This window comes from Oceanobacillus sp. FSL H7-0719 (assembly GCF_045040795.1).
Lineage (GTDB): Bacteria > Bacillota > Bacilli > Bacillales > Amphibacillaceae > Oceanobacillus.
Window position 1 is genome coordinate 3006323 of record NZ_CP150301.1, and the last position, 18337, is coordinate 3024659.

Here is an 18337-nt window from a genome sequence, read left to right on the forward strand (position 1 = left end):
AATGAAGAGTAACCAGATACCAAGTTTATCATTGATATTTGGTTACTTTATTATGGATATATATTATATTTAATTAATACTATTTATATAAAGGGGATTATTATGAAAGCTACAGCAAAAGCACATACAAATATTGCCTTGATAAAATATTGGGGAAAGCGCAATGAACAGCTCATTTTACCAACAAACAGCAGTCTTTCTCTGACATTGGATGGTTTTTATACTACAACAACTGTAGACTTTCAAGAGAACCTTACAGAAGATATGTTTACATTAAATGATACACCTGAAACGGGTGAGATATTTAGACGGGTGACGACATTTCTCGACTTAGTTCGCCGTCTTGCTGGCAAAGAGCAATTATATGCTAATGTGAAGTCGATGAACCAGGTTCCTACCGCTGCTGGATTAGCTTCATCAGCTTCCGGATTTGCTGCTCTTGCTGCTGCCAGTACAAAGGCAATTGGTTTGGAGTTAACAGATGCGGAGCTGTCACGTCTCACGCGTCAGGGTTCTGGTTCTTCAAGCCGCTCAATTTATGGCGGGTTTGCCCAATGGGAAATGGGCAAGGAAGAAGACGGCTCGGACTCCTATGCAATTCCAATAGCACCCCAAGAACATTGGGACATTCGTATGGCTGCGGTAGTTTTATCCTCGAAGATGAAGAAAATATCCAGCCGAGAGGGAATGAGAAGAACGGTAGAAACATCACCATTTTATGATGGGTGGCTACAAAGCATACCAGCTGACCTCGACGGAATTAAGAAAGCAATCCAAGCGAAGGATTTTACAAGAGTTGGTGAAATTGCAGAAGCGAATTGCTTAAAAATGCATGCTACATCGTTAGGAGCAAAACCGCCATTTACTTACTGGCTGGATGCAACCGTTCGAGTGATGCATCAGGTTCAGGAAATGCGTGAACAGGGGATTCCTGCATATTTTACAATTGATGCGGGCCCAAATGTGAAGGTGCTCTATTTACCAGAGCATGAAAAGGCAGTCGAGAAAATTTTACGAGAAATACCAGGAGTAACAGATGTCATATTAAGTAAGCCCGGTCCAGGAGTAACCTATCTATAGGGGATGAAAATATTGCCAATAAATAAAATGACGATAAAAGTACCAGGAAAGCTGATGGTTGCAGGCGAGTTCGCTGTATTAGTGCCGAATCAGCATCTTGCCGTTACAGCTGTTGACCGTTTTGTATATGCGACTATTGCTGATGCTGAAACTGGAAAGCTTACATTAGAAGATTTTGGGCTGGATGCACTCCAATGGAATTATAACCAAGGGGAAATAACAATTGGATCAGAGGATAACCGACTTTCCTTTGTCCGAAAAGCAATGGAATTTACGTGTACATATTTAGAAGAGCAAGGCACAGCTATTGATGCGTTTGAACTTTCGATACATAGTGAACTGGATGATGAATCAGGTATTAAGTATGGACTGGGATCAAGCGCGGCAGTTGTTTCAGCGGTTGTTTCAGCAATTATGGCTCATTTTTCCGATGGGAAAATGGAAAAGGATATCATTTTCAAACTGGCTGCACTTGCTCATGCGATAACACAGGGAAGTGGTTCCGGGGCAGATGTAGCGGCCTCCGTTTATGGTGGTATTCTTAAATATTCATCTTTTCAAGCAGACTGGTTAATAGAGGAGTATGAAAAAGCAAGTTCTATTAGTGAATTAATTTTAAAGAAATGGACTTATTTAGATTTGAAGCCAATTAAACTTCCAGATACAGTTCATTTCTGTGTTGGCTGGACAGGAAAACCCGCTTCTACGGCGAAACTTGTCGATATTATACTAAAGCAGAAAGACAAAAATCCACATGGCTTTAAGAAGTTTCTTCAAAGCAGCGAAAAGGCAGTACATGAGTTACTAACAGGCATGGAAGAGGAAGACCTTTCCTTATTGTTCTCTGGAGTGAAGGAGAATCGTCTGGCTTTGTCTGAAATTGGCAGGCAGGCTAATATCTCTATAGAAACAGAGCTGCTTACTGCATTAAGTGATTTAGCTGAGAAGTTAGGCGGTGCCGGCAAGCCATCTGGGGCAGGTGGTGGTGATTGCGGGATTGCGTTTATGCCAACAAAGGAACAGGCAGACAAGCTCTTCCATGAATGGGAACGGGCGGGAATTAAACCACTCGCCATTAAATCCCATCCAGAAGGAGCTGTACACTTATAAACTGTACTTTAAGTAATCTTGCAACAATGAAAAAAGACATAAATTAAGAGAATTTATGTCTTTTTGGTTATCTAGATTAAAGAAGTTTAAAATTTTGAAGTTATATACAAATAATCTTTTGATAACTAGATCTGAGACTATTTAAAATTGGAATTCTGATTGTGCCCGTTTAAAAAGAAAGCTATCGGAATTTTAAAATGAATTATCCGGCCCTTTTAAATGGCAATTATAGGTGAAAACAGAGATGTGATTGTTCAGCTAGAAGCAAGTTCGTATTTATCGTAGTTTTGATAGATATTAATTAGCTCGTCCAATTTCATACTAGATTCTATAACAGCCTCAGAAGTGAGTGAATGGCTACCACTCAGAGAGATCATTTCTTGACGGCAGGTTTCAATTTTTTCTAATAAAATTAATTTACTCACAAAAGCTTCCTCCTATCTAGTATACTATAGTAAGAAAATACCCAATCAATTGCAAGAATAAACTTGTGTCACCTTTGTGAAAAAAACGCATTGTGAAATAAAGATTAATTATATTCAAGAAAAAATGAAACCTTTCGAAGTGTTAACTCGTAACTTAAGTACCGCATCGTAAAGCGGAGGTAAATGTATGGATCAGATGATTAGAGAGAAAGTAAAATTAGTCAAAAAAGGGGATCAGTCAGCTTTTGAAGAGTTGGTCTCATTTTATCAAAATAAGATATACCAGCATTGTTACAGAATGCTTGGTAATGCACATGAGGCAGAGGATATGGCTCAAGAAGCTTTTATAAGGGCATATGTGAATATTCATTCCTTTGATGAGAATCGCAAGTTCTCGACCTGGCTCTATCGTATCGCGACGAATCTTTCTATCGATCGATTGCGAAAGCGAAAACCGGATTACTTTTTAGATGCTGAGGTTAGAGGGACAGAAGGGTTAGATATGTATTCACAGCTGCAAAGTGAAGATATCTCTCCTGTTGAGGAAGTGGAGAGCAATGAATTACAAAGCTATATCCATCGGGAGATATCGCAGCTTCCGCCGAAGTACCGAAGTATTATTATGCTGCGGTATTTAGAAGAATTTTCCCTTCAAGAGATCAGTGATATCTTAGATATTCCGCTTGGTACGGTGAAAACTCGAATTCATCGAGGAAGGGAAGCTTTACGTAAAAGGCTTCGTCATGTGTAAAGGAGTGTGGTACCCTTGAAATGCAATCCAGAAGCAGTTCAATTAATGCATAAATATTTAGATGGTGACTTAATAAAAGAAGAAGAAACACAGCTTCAAAGGCATTTAGAGGATTGTGAAGAATGCCAGCAGCATTTTCATGAGTTAAAAAGAACGATTACATTAATTCAGAGCACAGAGCGGTTTGAAGCGCCTGTAGATTTTACTGCTAATGTAATGAAAAACCTTCCAACAGAGAGAAAAAGAGTGAAATACTTACGCTGGTTCAAGATGCATCCAATGCTGACTGCCGCAGCGATTTTTTTCATTCTTATGTTTACAGGGGTATTTACTACTTGGAATCAAGATAATCAACTTGTTGTTTCCAAGCAGGATAATCTGATTATTGAAGGGGATACCGTGATTGTCCCCGAAGGTGAAGTAGTTGAAGGTGATTTACTTGTAAAAAACGGCAATTTGATTATTTATGGAACCGTCGATGGTGATGTTACATTAGTAAATGGCAAGTTGCTCGAAGACAGTCCACTCGACAGTGGAGGACTGATGGCTTCTGTCGGTGAAGTTAACGGTGAGTTTGAAAATGTAGATAGAATGTTTGAGTGGGTTTGGTATAAGTTAAAGAGCTTTACGAAGAATATATTCTCTTTTGAGTAGAAGCTGCAGCCTAGATGTTATGAATGACATCTAGGCTTTTCTTTTTGCTGTTTCTATTGTGAAATAAACAGTTCATATACCCTGTTTTGCTATTAATAAATACGTTACATGTTGCCTTCTTTAAACTACACATGAATTCTCACATTTATGTTATAATAAATATTATTATCTATAATTAACTTAATGTATAATATAATATTCTGAAAATTATTAGTTTTAATCAATAGATGTATTGTTATTTTATTGTTAAAGGACGTGTAATCATGCTCGATGGGGGATTCGACCTGCTTAATATACTTAGAATAACTGTAGACATAGCTCTCATCTGGTATGTTTTGTATAAATTAATGATGCTTATACGAGGCACGAAGGCAGTTCAATTGCTTAAAGGTATAGCAGTTATTTTGGTCATCTGGCTTTTAAGTATTGCTTTCAACCTGCAGACAGTTCGTTTTTTTACGAACCAGTTTATCGAATGGGGTATTATCGTCATCATTATTTTATTCCAGCCAGAGCTTAGAAGGGCATTGGAACAGCTTGGGAGAGGCAGTCTCTTCTCCAGAAATGCAAAATCGAGGGAAACAGTCGAACATCATATTGAGGCAATCATCAATTCTTGCAACTATATGGCTAAAAGGCGGATAGGTGCCTTGATTACAATTGAAAAAGAGACTGGGATTGGCGATTATGCAGAAACAGGAATACCGATTAATGGAAAGCTGACACACCAGCTTCTGACGAATATTTTCACACCCAACACACCACTTCACGATGGAGCTGTTATCCTTAAAAAAGGTGAAATTATAGCTGCAGCCTGCTATCTTCCATTGTCGGAAAGTCCATTTATTTCGAAAGAGCTTGGAACGAGGCATAGAGCAGCAATGGGAATTAGTGAAGTAACAGATGCCCTAACGATTGTCGTTTCTGAAGAGACAGGAGCAGTTTCCTGCACATTAAATGGCGAGTTGTATCGTGATTTGGAGGAAGAAGCGTTAATTGAATTATTAAGAGAGCATCTATCCTTGAACCCAGAAACCACTGAGAAAAAGGCAATAAAGTGGAGGGGGAATAAAAATGGATAATTGGTTTCAAAGCAAATGGTTTATTCGAGTTTTAGCACTTGCTTTTGCAATTACGTTGTTTATTTTCGTAAATGTCGAATCTAATTCGACGCAATCCGAGTCTTCAATTCCAGGAAGAAATAGTCAGATTCAAACATTAGAGGATGTTCCCGTGGACATTAAGATTGATTCTGATAATTATGTTGTAAGTGGAGTTCCTGAGTTTGCAACAGTGTCACTTGAGGGGTCACCAGCACTTCTCATGCCGATGATTTCTAACCGCAGCTTTTCTGTTTTTGTCGATCTTAATGGGTTAGAAGAAGGAGAACATACTGTTGAACTGGAACATAATATTACTGGAAATATCAGTGTTTATATCGAACCAAAAACAATTAATATTTCAATTGAGGAAAGGGCTAGTGAGGAATTTCCAATCACAGTAGATTTCCTGAATACAGATAAGCTCCCTGCAGGTTATGAGGTTGGCGACTATGAATTAAACCAATCCACTGTAATGATTACTACTTCTCGAAGCTTAATGGAACAAATCGGAGTAGTGAGAGTATATGTCGATGTCGAAGGGTTGGACAGCGCGATAAGAAATCGCGAGGTGCCGATTAATGTTTATGACAGTCAAGGGAATGAATTAAATGTCCGCATGGACCGGGAAACGGTTGTGATTTCAGCAGAAATTTTAAACCCGAGTAAAACTGTTCCGATATCGATAGACACAAATGGAGAATTACCGGAGGGCTTTTCTTTACTTGCGACCTCTGCTAACCTAGATGAGGTGGAAATTTTCGCTATAAGTGAAGTGCTTAATGGAATTGAGTCGATATCTACTGAACCAATTGATTTATCTGAAATAACAGAGTCAGGTACGATTGAGGTTGGACTTGCACTCCCTGAGGGTGTAATTACTGAAGAAGTGGAAACAATTGAAGTAACTGTACAAGTTGAGGAAACAAGGACAATTGAAGCAATGGCTATTGAAGAAGAAGGCTTAGCAGAGGGACAGGAAGTTACCTTTTTAACACCAGATAGCGGGGAAATGGAACTCACGGTTACAGGAAATCAATCGTTAATTAGCGAATTAAATAAAGATGATTTTCAAATATCCGTAGATTTGGCAAATTTAGAGCCAGGTGAACATTCCATTCCAATCTCTATTAATTGGGATAAGCTGGATGACGTTACAGTGAATGCTGAATTTGATGAAGTGACGGTTACGATTGAAGAACCTCAAGCAGAGTAGATTCTGATTTTCTGATGGTTAAACAAAAGGAGAGGTATGAATGAAAAAGTATTTTGGAACAGATGGTGTAAGGGGAGTAGCGAATGAAAGTCTTACACCTGAGCTCGCATTTAAATTAGGCCGTGCGGGTGGTTATGTTTTAACTAAAGAAGCTGAAAAACCTAAAGTGATTATTGGCAGAGATACACGAATTTCTGGTCATATGCTGGAGGGAGCCTTGCTTGCGGGATTGCTTTCCATTGGAGCTGAAGTCATGCGCCTTGGTGTCATCTCTACACCAGGAGTAGCCTATTTAACTAAATCAATGAGTGCAGATGCAGGTATTATGATTTCTGCTTCACACAATCCAGTTGAAGATAATGGAATTAAATTTTTCGGCCCAGACGGGTTTAAGCTAACAGATGAACAAGAAGCTGAAATTGAAGCACTTATGGAGCAGGAGGACAATCTTCCACGACCAGTTGGTGCAGAAGTAGGTACGGTAAATGACTACTTTGAAGGCGGTCAAAAGTATCTGTCATTCCTTAAAGATACAATTGACAATGATTTCGAAGGGGTAACAATTGCACTTGATTGTGCACATGGTGCAACATCAAGCCTTGCTACACATTTATTTGCAGACCTTGAAGCAGATATATATTCAATTGGCTCTTCGCCAAATGGTTTAAATATAAATAATGGATTTGGCTCAACACACCCTGAAACATTACAAGAATTTGTACTTGAGAAGGGTGCTGATATTGGACTTGCATTTGATGGAGATGGCGATCGTTTGATTGCTGTTGATGAAAAAGGCAATATCATTGATGGTGACCAAATTATGTATATTTGTGGCAAGTACATGAAAGGCAAAGGCGGCCTTCGCCATGATACGATTGTGTCTACCGTTATGAGTAATATCGGGTTTTACAAAGCGCTGGAGGAGAATGGCATGCGCAGTGATAAAACAGCCGTAGGTGATCGCTATGTTATGGAAGAAATGCGAAATGGCGGATATAATCTTGGTGGAGAACAGTCTGGACATATTATTTTCTTAGACTTTATTACGACAGGTGATGGATTATTATCTGGACTGCAACTTGTAAATGTGATGAAGGAAACTGGGAAAACCTTATCAGAGCTTGCTGGTGAAATGAAAGTATTCCCGCAAGTATTAAAAAATGTAAAAGTAATTGATAAAAATGAGGCGTTGACAAATCCAATAATCCTAAAAGAAATTGAAGCTGTTGAAGGTGAACTTGGAGATGAAGGACGTGTACTTGTAAGACCTTCTGGAACGGAACCGCTTGTGCGGGTAATGGTCGAAGCACCGACAGAAGAACAATGCAATAAATATGTAGATCGTGTCGTGCAAGTAATTAAAGATGTGCTTGGCTTACAAGAGTAATATTTAAAACTGCCTTTTCTTTGAAGAAGGCAGTTTTTTATAAACATTCTTAATCTAAATTGTTAGACGGAGAGTATCTGCGAAAGATGTTTATCATTTGTTTTCCATCACTGGCATGTTCTTTTGAGTATTGAACAGGAAAAATAGAAAAGAACATATAATAGATAGTAAAATAACCAAATTGGTAAAATAATTGAGTTTCTGGCAGGATGTTAACAATAATCAACGTGTTTATTAAAATAAGTGATAATAAATTTAATAAAACACCGCCCCCATGTACAAGGATATGACTGAAGCGATTATTTACCTTGAGCGATTCATAATGACAAAAGGAATCCAAAAAGTAAAAACGATTTACTTTAATGGTGCCAACTTTAAATAATAACTTTCCTCTGCCCAAGATGATTTCTGATCTTCCCCCGAATAATCGAGCCATTAAATAATGCCCCACTTGGTGAATCAATGCAACTAAAGGCAGTAAAACAAAAAATGCCCAAAAAGCAGTAATAAAGTCACTCCATTCGAACATCTTCTCAGCTCCATTTCTAATAATATATCTTTCCGTTTTAAGAGACTTTAAAACTCTCCAAAGAAGGAACTGGATACATTAATAAGAATCTTTTATTTTTCTATTGGGGCTTTTTGACTGGTATATTGATTCCATATTCCTATAATTATAGTAAACTGATTATAGGTTTTCCTGAAAGGATGGTCTGTACCTTGCGAAAAGTAATAATTATGTTTTTAATTGTTGTTTGTGTTGTTCTTCTATATTTTACTTTTATATCTGGGAGCAAGATTCTTTCCCTGAATTGGGAGCTGCCTAATTCTTCGGAACAAGCTGCTTCAAATTATCAATTTGTTCTGATTACTCAGGAGCTGGAAACACCTTTTTGGGATAAGGTGGCAAAAAGCGCGATTGATGAAGCAGAAAAGAATGCTGCCAGCTTGGAAGTTTGGGGGAGTTACGGCAATAATCAAGAAGATTTTCTAAAGAAGATTGAAATCGCTATCTACTCTCAAGTGGATGGAATTATTGTGCAGGGATTAGATACGGATGCGTTTAAAGAATTGACTAATATTAAAGCGGCTTCATATGGAATTCCAATTATAACAGTCGCGAACGATGTTCCTATTGAGAAAAGCCTCAGAAAGACTTACGTAGGTTCAGATCAATACTTAGCTGGAAAAATGATAGGAAAACAGTTAGTGGAAGATATGGGGGAAAACGGAAAGGTTGCAATCCTGATGGATGCTGCACCCCAGTATTTTCAAGAGCAGCGCAGGGAAGGTATAAAGGATGTATTGAAAGAATACCCTCAAATTGAAGTGCTGGAGGAAGATACATCCCAAGCACGAGAGAAGGTTATCGCGATGACAAAGGATTTATTAAACCGTCATCCTGATATAAATGGAATTATTGCTATCAAGGCAGAGATTCTTGCGGGAATGATTCATGAGATTGAAAGCCGCTCGCAAATTGAGCCGTATTATATCTATTCATTTGATGATAATGAAGAGTTAACTTCATTATTAAATCAAAGAAAGGTAGATGGGATAATCGAACAGTCACCCGCAGAAATGGGAGAAATGAGTGTAAAGGTGCTATTGGAGTGGATGAATAATGAAAAAGTTCCACTTGATTTATTTGGATATCAAACAGATATCCGGATTATTAAGGCAGAGGACCGATGATGAATAGTATACAGAATAAAATATTAACATTAGTTATTACTTTACTGCTCATTGTTATGGTGATTTGGTTTACTTTTACTTACTATAATCAAAAAACACAAGAACAATATAATCATATTTTAGAAAGATATTTATTGTTGAATGAGGTAACCACTGAAAGCCAACAAATTGTGACAGCGCTTAATAATTATCTAATGAATCCAACGGAGGTGAACGTGGAAGAATTATCACGCAGCCAAGGTAAACTGGAAAGATTAAAAAACAAAGCAGCAAAGTTTCGGAATTCCCAAAACGACTTTGCTTTGAATAATTATGAGAATTTAATTGACAGTCTGATAGAAACGGCCAATCAATCGGTTTTATCCCGGACGCAACCACAAACTGAGAATTACTTGGGAGAGTTCTCAGAAGCGAATCGTATTTCGGAATATATTTCGGAAATGACACTTACTCTGATTGATATCGAATTGAAAACGTATGAACGAATCTATCGGAGTATTATCGACCAGTCCGAGGAATTAAGGGTGTTTGGAATCCGATTATTGATATTGATTACTGTAATTTTATTGTTGTTGGCAAATTGGTTATCGAGAAGGATTACAAGGCCAATTCATAAGCTAACTCAGGCAGCTCATGAATTGTCAATGGGGCGTTTTGATTTAAAAATAGATGTTGAATCCAATGATGAGATTTCCTTTCTCGCCAAAATGTTTGAAAAAATGCGAGTTAATATTAATAACTATTTAGCGGAAATAAAGCAAAAGGCAAAATTAGAAAACGAACTCCAGCAAAATAAGCTGCTATTGCGTGAAAGTCAGCTTCGCAGTTTGCAAAGTCAAATGAATCCGCACTTTTTATATAATACACTGGACATCTTATCAAAAAAGGCGTTCTTAGATGGGGCGGAAGAAACAAGTGACTTATTAGTTAGTGTTGCTGGGGTTTTACGATATAACCTTAATAATTTAGAGGATTCCACAGCATTATTTGAAGAAGTGGACGTTCTTCATCAGTATATTGATATACAAAAAGCGAGATTTACCGACCGATTACAATTTTACTGTGAAGTGGATGAGGCATGCCTCATGATTCGGATTCCTAGATTAACCTTACAACCGATTGTGGAGAATGCAATTATTCATGCGATTGAACCTGTAGAAAATGGAGGCAGTATTTGGTTTCGAGCAAAAGAAAGTGCTGATTATATGAGGATAGAAATTGAAGATAATGGAGTAGGAATGACTGGGGAGCAAGTGAAGCAAATTTTAAAGGATAAAGAAAAAAGCCCAGAGGGGCATTTTACGGGTATCGGTTTAAACAATGTAATTAAAAGATTAAGTCTATTTTATAATAGTGAGGATGTCTATGGTATAGAAAGTACATTAGGGGCTGGCACGAAGGTTATTTTAAAAATACCAAAGGATAAAGGGGCAGAAGGCAATGAAAAAACTCTTAATAGTTGATGACGAACAGATTGTAAGGGAAGGCCTAAGGTCAATTATCACAAAGAGTTTTCCAAAAGTTGAGGTAGAAGAGGCGAAAAATGGAAAAATAGCATTGGAGATGGCCGCTGTCTTTCACCCTGATATCATTCTAATAGATATTAAGATGCCTGGCATGAGCGGGCTTGAAGTTATTGAGAAGATTAATGAAATAAATCCATATATTAAATATATCATGATCACTGCTTATGCAGAATTTGACTATGCCCAATCAGCTCTAAAGTTAGGTGTAAAAGACTACTTGCTAAAACCGAGCAAAGCAAGTGAGATAATGCATACTGTTGGAAGGGTAATGGATCAAATTAATGAAGAAAAGAAAGACAAAGAAAGGCAGATACTTCAGGAAAATGTATTAGAAAAAGCACTGCATATTGTGGAAACAGACGTTGTGACACAACTGTTATTTGACCATGTTCATGAGGTCCATCTCGATGAGCTGGTTGGTTTACTAAACACACCGATTTCCAATGAAAACTTTGTTATGAGCATCCAGTTACCAGAGAACTCAGAGTCATTATATAAAGAAATCAAACGAAAGGTTAGACAGTCAGCGAACGTATGGGTTGGAGTATTATATGGACGGCAAATACCTTTAATCGTCTTTAAAGAACAAGAAAAAACGTTTCGCTCTCAGGCTGTAAAGCTTGCACAAGAAATACTAAAGGTTTCAAATTCAGAATTAAATGCAGACTGGTTTATCGGAATAGGTAATGTTTGTGATTCACTTGATGGAATCCGGCAATCTTATCAAGAATCCTTATTGGCCATGAGAATTATCTCCCCCACAGTGAGATATAGTTTCTATTCCGATAGAAGAAAGGATGAGATGAGGGCTAATGGCTACAACTCGAAAGAACTGGAGAACAAATTTTTTGAGCAGATTCGAAATGGGAAGTGGGAGGACCTGGCCAATGAAATATTAGGGCTTATTGGCCAATTTGAAAATTCGGAAGTAAAGCTTGTAGAAGCTTATCAGCGTGTATTAGAGCTGCTTTGGGTTGCTTCCCGTGTATTAAGTGAAATAGGAGTTGAGCCAAGGACACCCCTTTATCCTACTCAAATAAAGAATTATAGGCAACTGCATACAGAGACGAAACATTTACTGAGTGATATGCAGCGTGCTTTCGCGGATTACAGCAGTGGGGTGAAGGATGATATTATTCAGCAAATCAAATATTATATTGTGGAAAATTCTCATAAAGATATCTCACTAGGACGAATTGCAAATAAATTTGAGCTTAGTCCCATTTACATTAGTAAGCTTTTTAAAGAGCAATTAGGTATAAACTATATAAACTATTTGACAGAATGTCGCCTTGAAAAGGCACGAAAATTAATGGCAGATCCCAAAAAAAGTCTAAAGGAAATAACGTTTGAAGTAGGATATCATGACCCCAATTATTTCAGTAAGGTTTTCAAAAAAATATATGGTGAATCACCAACCGAGTTTCGTAAACTTTTTCAAGGACAAAGGTGATTGTAAAGGAATGACAAGGATATGGTTACACCTTATGGTAAATTAAAGCTGGGATGGTTACTTTTTATTATGATCGTGCTAATTGTAGGATGCGATCAAACCACAGGCCCTATGGATAATACGAAAAAGAATAACACAGACGCTTCTTTACAAAGACAGCAGGTGCAGGAAGATAGAGATAAGATGGATGACCTAATCAAAATTGGCTTCTCGATGGACACTTTAGCTGAGGAAAGATGGTTGAAAGACCGTGCATTATTTAAAGAAGCGGTTAAAAAACTAGGTGCTGAAGTAGAGATCTTTGCATCAAATGGAGATGATGCACTACAAATTTTACAAGCAGAGACACTTATTCAAAATGGCATTGATTTACTGGTGATTGTGCCACATAATGCTGAATCAACAGCAATGATTGTCAAAAAGGCACATTCTGCAGGCATTAAAGTGATATCATATGATCGGCTAGTACGTAATTCAGAAGTGGATATGTATATTTCTTTTGATAACATCATGGTAGGGGAACTGCAGGCAAAAACTATAATTAATGAAGTACCTAAAGGAAATTACGTGTATATTGGTGGACCAGAGACCGATAATAATGCGCGTTTAATTAAGCAAGGTGTATTCAATATCCTTCAGCCTTTAATAGAAAAGGGAGACATTACGATTGTTTATGACCAATGGACAGAAGATTGGCTGCCGAAGAACGCATATGCCAATATGGAAGAGGCATTAAAAGCAAATAATAACAATATTGACGCTGTAATCGCAGCAAATGACGCTACAGCGGGTCAAGCGATTGATGCTTTGGCTGCACAAGGCTTGGCTGGTGAAATCCCAGTTGCTGGCCAAGATGCCGATCTTGCAGCCACTCAACGAATTATCGAGGGCACTCAAACAATGACAGTGTATAAGCCTATACAGAAACTGGCTGACCAAGCTGCTGAAATTGCTGTAAAAATGGCTAAAGGGGAAGAAGTCGGGGTTGAATCGATTGTCAATAATGGAAAGTCAGAAGTACCATCGTTGCTTCTTTCTCCGATAGGTGTCGATAGTGAGAATATCGACGAAACAATAATCGCCGATGGTTTTCATTCTAGAGATAGGGTATATCAAACAACAAAAAAATAATGTATGTATATTTCCGCTAGGGTAATCTTACCCTAGTTTTTTTATTGGTTCTGCATGTAAGAATATTAAAAAAATGCAGATGATGACAAGAATGTGCTATAAGAAAGCGTTATCAATAATGATTAGAGCTAGTATACTCTAATTGTAAAAGATAATAAAAGGAATATGAAGGGGGCTTTGTAATGAAGAAGGTAAAATTTTCGGCTGTTTTGTTTATAGCGGTGTTCGTTACTATTCTCGCTGCTGGATGCAGTGATGACAATGGAGCAAGTAATAATAAAAAGAGTGGTGTTAATATTGGCATTGTTCTTCCTACGAAAGATGAGCCTAGATGGGTACAGGATGAATCAAGATTTCAGGATGCTTTAAAGGATTCTGATTATACAACAGAAATTTTATTTAGCCAAGGTTCTTCAGCAAAGGAAAAGGAAAACGTTGAGACGCTGATCAGCAAAGGGATTGACGTTTTAATTATTGCACCGCATGATGCTGCCGCAGCAGGTGCAGCCGTGGAGGAAGCTAAGAGAGATGATATCAAAGTGATTTCTTATGACCGTCTTATAACAGACACAGATGCAGTCGATTATTATGTTACGTTTGACAGCATTGCTGTGGGAGAAGCACAAGGGCAGTATTTAATTGATCATGCCGGTGAAGACTCGGGCATTCCATTGTATCTATATGCTGGTGCAGCATCAGATAATAATGCGTTTTTATTCTTTGAAGGAGCATGGAAAGTATTGCAGCCTAAGATTGCGGATGGAACATTTTTAGTCGCAAATTCTAGTGTCGCAGAAGATCTAAAAGAAAAAACAGAATTAACACGCGATGAATTAGGTAAAGTTCTTGGCCAAATTACAACAAATTGGGATCCGAATGAAGCTAAAAATAAAGCGCAAACAAATTTGACCGCTGCTGATAAAGATTTAAAAGGTGATGTTGCTATCCTAGCACCGAATGATGGAACTTCACGTTCGATTGCAGATGTATTTGCGGGTGATCCTGATATTTCTGATTACGTTATTACTGGTCAAGACTCTGAAAAGGCTTCAATCCAATATATTATTGATGGAAAACAATCAATGACCGTCTTTAAAGATGTACGTTCACTTGTAACAGATGCAATGGGAATGGCAGTAGATTTGCTGGATGAAAAAACACCTGAAACGACAGGAACTTATGATAATGGAAGTTTAGAAGTTCCTGCCAAGCAAACAGAAGTAATCGTAGTTGATCAAGATAATGTGAAAAGTGAACTCATTGATTCGGGATATTACGAGGAAAGTGAATTTACAGGTTTAGAATAAAATGTTTTTTAACAATAGTGATGGATGAAAGTCTATCACTATTTCCTAATGGCTTTCATGCTGTGGAAGGAGGATGAGCATGAGTGAATATATTCTGGAAATGAAACAGATAACGAAGGAATTTACAGGAGTCAAGGCGCTCAGCAATGTTAACTTCAAGGTAGAGAAAGGCAAGATTCATTGTCTAGTTGGTGAAAATGGTGCTGGCAAGTCTACTTTGATGAAAGTACTTAGCGGGGTGTACCCATATGGCATGTATAAGGGAGATATTATTTTTAATGGCCAGGTACAACAGTTTCATAGAATCAGTGATAGTGTGGAAACCGGCATTGTTATCATTTATCAAGAATTAGCTTTATTCCCGGATCTATCCGTTTATGAAAATATCTTTATTGGCAATGAAGTACATCAGACTGGATTTTTAGACTTTAACGAAACGATTGTGAAGTCAAAGGAACTGATTAATAAAGTAAATCTTAAAGTGAACCCGGAAACATTAATAAAGGACTTAGGGGTAGGGAAACGGCAACTAGTTGAAATTGCGAAGGCACTAAGTAAAGATGTGAAATTATTGATTTTAGATGAGCCGACTGCAGCGCTTAATGAGGATGATAGTGAAAATCTATTAGATCTGCTGCGTGAGTTAAAAAAACAAGGAATTACCTGTGTAATGATTTCACATAAGTTAAAAGAAGTAATAGCTATTGCAGATAAGGCCACGGTAATCCGCGACGGAGAAACAATCTGTACATTGGACGGTTCGAAAGGAGAAATCACAGAAACCTCCATAATTAAAAACATGGTCGGGCGGGAGATTGAAGATATTTATCCTAAAAGAAAGAAAAAATCTTATGGAGAAAAAGTATTGGAGTTGTCTAACTGGACTGCTTATGACCCGCAAATCGGCAGAAATATTGCCAGTAATGTTAATATTCATGTGCGCCAGGGCGAAATTATTGGAATAGCCGGGCTGATGGGAGCGGGCCGTACTGAATTAGCGTTGAGTATTTTTGGTAACTCCAAAGGATATAAACTCCAAGGGGATCTATTTGTAAATGGAAAGCCTGCAAAGCTGCACCATCCAAGTCACGCAATAAAAGCTGGTATTGCGTATGTAACAGAAGATCGAAAGGGAGATGGATTGTTTTTGCTGCAAGACATTAAAAACAATATCTCTGTTTCCAATCTAAATGGAATTTCAGCAAATGGCATGGTCAATGAAAATGAAGAAATTAAAGTTGCTGAGCGTTACAAGAAGTCCTTAGGAATTAAAGCAGCTTCTTTGGAGCAATTTGTTGGGAATCTTAGTGGAGGGAATCAACAAAAGGTTTCATTGGGGAAATGGCTATTTGTAGGTCCGAAATTATTAATCTTAGATGAACCGACGCGAGGCATTGATGTAGGTGCTAAATTTGAAATTTATTCCGTAATGAATGAATTAATCGCACAAGGTATGAGTATTATCATGATCTCTTCGGAATTAGGCGAGGTGTTGGGGATGAGTGACCGAATCTATGTGATGAATGAGGGGAGAATTACAGGTGAATTATCATCCGAAGAAGCGAATCAAGAAAAGATTATTGAGCTTGCTACGGAATAGGGGGTAAAAGTTATGAAGTTATTAAATGAAGCGAGGCATTTAATTAAAGATAACATTCGCGATTATGGGATGTATATAGCCTTGATTGTAATTATGATTATCTTTTCTATCTTAACGGACGGACTCTTTATGTCCTCGAGGAATATAAGTAATTTACTGGACTCTGCAGGATATATAGCCGTTCTGGCTGTCGGTGTTATGCTGGTCATTGTGATTAGACATATCGACTTATCGATTGGCTTTTTAGCAGGATTTCTTGGTGCCATTGCTGCAATCTTACTCATGCATGTTGGCTGGCCAGTTTATGTGGTTATCCCTATTATACTGGTTCTCGGGATACTCGCTGGTTCGGCTACAGGTTTCCTTGTAGCAAAGGTGGGTATACCAGCTTTTGTTGCAACATTAGCCGGATGGCTTATATACAGAGGGGCCATACTCTTGGCAACAGAAAAGTCAGGCACCATCATTATTAATAATGATGCATTTAATGCAATTGGGAATGGATATATTCCATCTCTGATGATTGTAAACGGTGTTCACTTATTATCCTTGCTCATAGGAATTCTGGCAATTATCTTTTATATATACAGTACAATCAGAACTCGCCGCAACAAAATAAAATATAACTTTGAAGTGGTTTCAAAAGAGATTTTTATTTTACAATTAATCTTTGTTTCTGCAATTATTGGCTATATTACGTGGATATTATCCAGTTATAACGGGTTATCTTGGACTGTTGTGATTATGCTGTTCGTTGTGATTATTTATCATATTATTACAACAAAAACTGTTTTGGGGAGACATATATATGCCGTGGGCAGTAATCCGGAAGCCGCTCATCTAAGTGGGATTAGTGTCAGTAAAATTACATTTTTAGTATTTGGATCCATGGGAATGCTCTCTGCCTTATCAGGAATTTTATTTACATCTCGACTGCAATCGGCGACTACAACAGCTGGAACATTATTTGAACTGGATGCAATTGCTGCTGCTTTTGTCGGGGGTGTATCCGCAGCAGGTGGAGTAGGAAAGGTGACGGGAGCTATTATTGGTGCCCTGGTAATGGCCACACTAACGAACGGTATGAACTTAATGGGAGTAGGAATTGCCCCTCAATATATCATTCGGGGAGGAGTCCTGGCCCTTGCAGTTATTTTTGATGTATTAACACGCAGAAAACGAGCTTGACTTAGAAATTAATTATTAACCTATGTGTCAATGAAATATCTTAAATTAAATACGAGGAATACTTACACAGCAGCATTGACGAGCTCTACAATTTAAGTGGAATCCTGATTACTTCAATTCAGTGCTTTACGGACACCTCTGGAAAATCGCAGCCCGAATACACTTCGCTTTTCAGGGGCGGCTGGTGAGCCACTCGCGCTAACGCACTCGCAGTCTCACCTAGGCCTTTCCTCCCCTAGGAGTCTTCGTGTATTCGGGCTGCTAAGTGCTGATTAGCTTATTTTGCGTTCTAATTATAGTTATAAAAGAGTGGCTCCTTATCTTAAGCTATCAGCTGAAATACCTTTATGTGTATGCTTTAAAATAGTCTAGTGAGATTAACATGCATATCCTGCCAAAATTCAATGAAATAACCGTTAGTTTTTACTAGGAGCAGTCCAAATACTCCGAGACTCCTTGGGGAGCTAAGGCATCGGTAAGACCACGTAGTGCGTAGCACGTAGGGGGCTTACCAGCCGCCTAAAGGTTTGCGAGGGGTATTCGGACTGCGGACTTCCAAACGAATAGAAAGACAGCAAAACTAAAAGCTATTCTGAATTAAGGTAATCAGGATTTTGTATCAACTTTTCATTAGAGTAATCCGGTAGTTATTGTATACTTGAAGGCGATCTACACATGTGTGATTATTTCATAATGAATTTGTTCCAACTTCTT

General features: G+C 38.0%; 16 protein-coding genes. 14 read left to right on the forward strand and 2 right to left on the reverse strand.

Going from position 1 to position 18337, the window contains the following annotated elements; genetic code table 11:
- The first annotated feature begins 102 nt into the window (after positions 1–102).
- Both mvaD and NST93_RS15375 read left to right on the forward strand, forming a co-directional pair.
- Positions 103–1080, forward strand: coding sequence for a diphosphomevalonate decarboxylase (gene mvaD / locus NST93_RS15370; RefSeq protein WP_405098514.1), 978 nt, complete (start codon positions 103–105; stop codon positions 1078–1080).
- 3 nt (positions 1081–1083) lie between these two features.
- A complete protein-coding gene (locus tag NST93_RS15375; protein WP_405098516.1) occupies positions 1084–2190 on the forward strand; it encodes a phosphomevalonate kinase in 1107 nt (368 codons plus the stop codon).
- A 254-nt stretch (positions 2191–2444) separates the two neighbouring features.
- Here NST93_RS15375 and NST93_RS15380 read toward each other — a convergent pair whose 3' ends face one another.
- Positions 2445–2615: a Spo0E family sporulation regulatory protein-aspartic acid phosphatase gene (locus NST93_RS15380; RefSeq protein WP_405098518.1), complete on the reverse strand. Its 171-nt coding sequence runs from the start codon at positions 2613–2615 to the stop codon at positions 2445–2447.
- A gap of 187 nt (positions 2616–2802) precedes the next feature.
- Here NST93_RS15380 and sigW point away from each other — a divergent pair, with 187 nt between their 5' ends.
- From sigW to glmM, 5 genes are all read left to right on the forward strand, one after another.
- Entirely contained in the window at positions 2803–3366 is a 564-nt protein-coding gene (gene sigW / locus NST93_RS15385) for an RNA polymerase sigma factor SigW (protein WP_405098520.1), read from the forward strand.
- Positions 3367–3381: 15 nt separating this feature from the next.
- Positions 3382–4020, forward strand: a complete 639-nt coding sequence (gene rsiW / locus NST93_RS15390; RefSeq protein ID WP_405098522.1) for an anti-sigma-W factor RsiW — start codon at positions 3382–3384, stop codon at positions 4018–4020.
- Positions 4021–4283: 263 nt separating this feature from the next.
- Complete coding sequence (gene cdaA / locus NST93_RS15395; protein WP_405098524.1) at positions 4284–5102, forward strand: diadenylate cyclase CdaA; 819 nt, start codon at positions 4284–4286, stop codon at positions 5100–5102.
- On the forward strand, positions 5095–6336 hold the full coding sequence (locus NST93_RS15400) for a YbbR-like domain-containing protein (RefSeq protein WP_405098526.1): 1242 nt from the start codon (positions 5095–5097) through the stop codon (positions 6334–6336). The genes cdaA and NST93_RS15400 overlap by 8 nt, the downstream gene beginning before the upstream one ends.
- A 40-nt stretch (positions 6337–6376) precedes the next feature.
- Positions 6377–7723: a phosphoglucosamine mutase gene (glmM, locus tag NST93_RS15405; RefSeq protein ID WP_405098528.1), complete on the forward strand. Its 1347-nt coding sequence runs from the start codon at positions 6377–6379 to the stop codon at positions 7721–7723.
- Between the two features lie 49 nt (positions 7724–7772).
- Here glmM and NST93_RS15410 read toward each other — a convergent pair whose 3' ends face one another.
- Positions 7773–8252, reverse strand: a complete 480-nt coding sequence (locus NST93_RS15410) for a hypothetical protein (protein ID WP_405098530.1) — start codon at positions 8250–8252, stop codon at positions 7773–7775.
- A 191-nt stretch (positions 8253–8443) separates the two neighbouring features.
- Here NST93_RS15410 and NST93_RS15415 point away from each other — a divergent pair, with 191 nt between their 5' ends.
- From NST93_RS15415 to NST93_RS15445, 7 genes are all read left to right on the forward strand, one after another.
- Complete coding sequence (locus NST93_RS15415) at positions 8444–9418, forward strand: sugar ABC transporter substrate-binding protein (RefSeq protein WP_405098532.1); 975 nt, start codon at positions 8444–8446, stop codon at positions 9416–9418.
- Positions 9418–10881: a sensor histidine kinase gene (locus tag NST93_RS15420; protein WP_405098534.1), complete on the forward strand. Its 1464-nt coding sequence runs from the start codon at positions 9418–9420 to the stop codon at positions 10879–10881. Before NST93_RS15415 ends, NST93_RS15420 begins: the two co-directional genes overlap by 1 nt.
- On the forward strand, positions 10859–12397 hold the full coding sequence (locus NST93_RS15425; protein ID WP_405098536.1) for a response regulator: 1539 nt from the start codon (positions 10859–10861) through the stop codon (positions 12395–12397). Before NST93_RS15420 ends, NST93_RS15425 begins: the two co-directional genes overlap by 23 nt.
- A gap of 21 nt (positions 12398–12418) precedes the next feature.
- The gene (gene xylF / locus NST93_RS15430; protein WP_405098538.1) at positions 12419–13528 is read left to right on the forward strand and encodes a D-xylose ABC transporter substrate-binding protein; all 1110 of its coding nucleotides are present in this window, start codon (positions 12419–12421) and stop codon (positions 13526–13528) included.
- A gap of 182 nt (positions 13529–13710) precedes the next feature.
- A complete protein-coding gene (locus NST93_RS15435; RefSeq protein ID WP_405098540.1) occupies positions 13711–14835 on the forward strand; it encodes a sugar ABC transporter substrate-binding protein in 1125 nt (374 codons plus the stop codon).
- A 79-nt stretch (positions 14836–14914) separates the two neighbouring features.
- Complete coding sequence (locus tag NST93_RS15440; RefSeq protein ID WP_405098542.1) at positions 14915–16435, forward strand: ATP-binding cassette domain-containing protein; 1521 nt, start codon at positions 14915–14917, stop codon at positions 16433–16435.
- Between the two features lie 12 nt (positions 16436–16447).
- Positions 16448–17623, forward strand: coding sequence for a sugar ABC transporter permease (locus tag NST93_RS15445; protein WP_405098544.1), 1176 nt, complete (start codon positions 16448–16450; stop codon positions 17621–17623).
- Positions 17624–18337 lie beyond the last annotated feature (714 nt).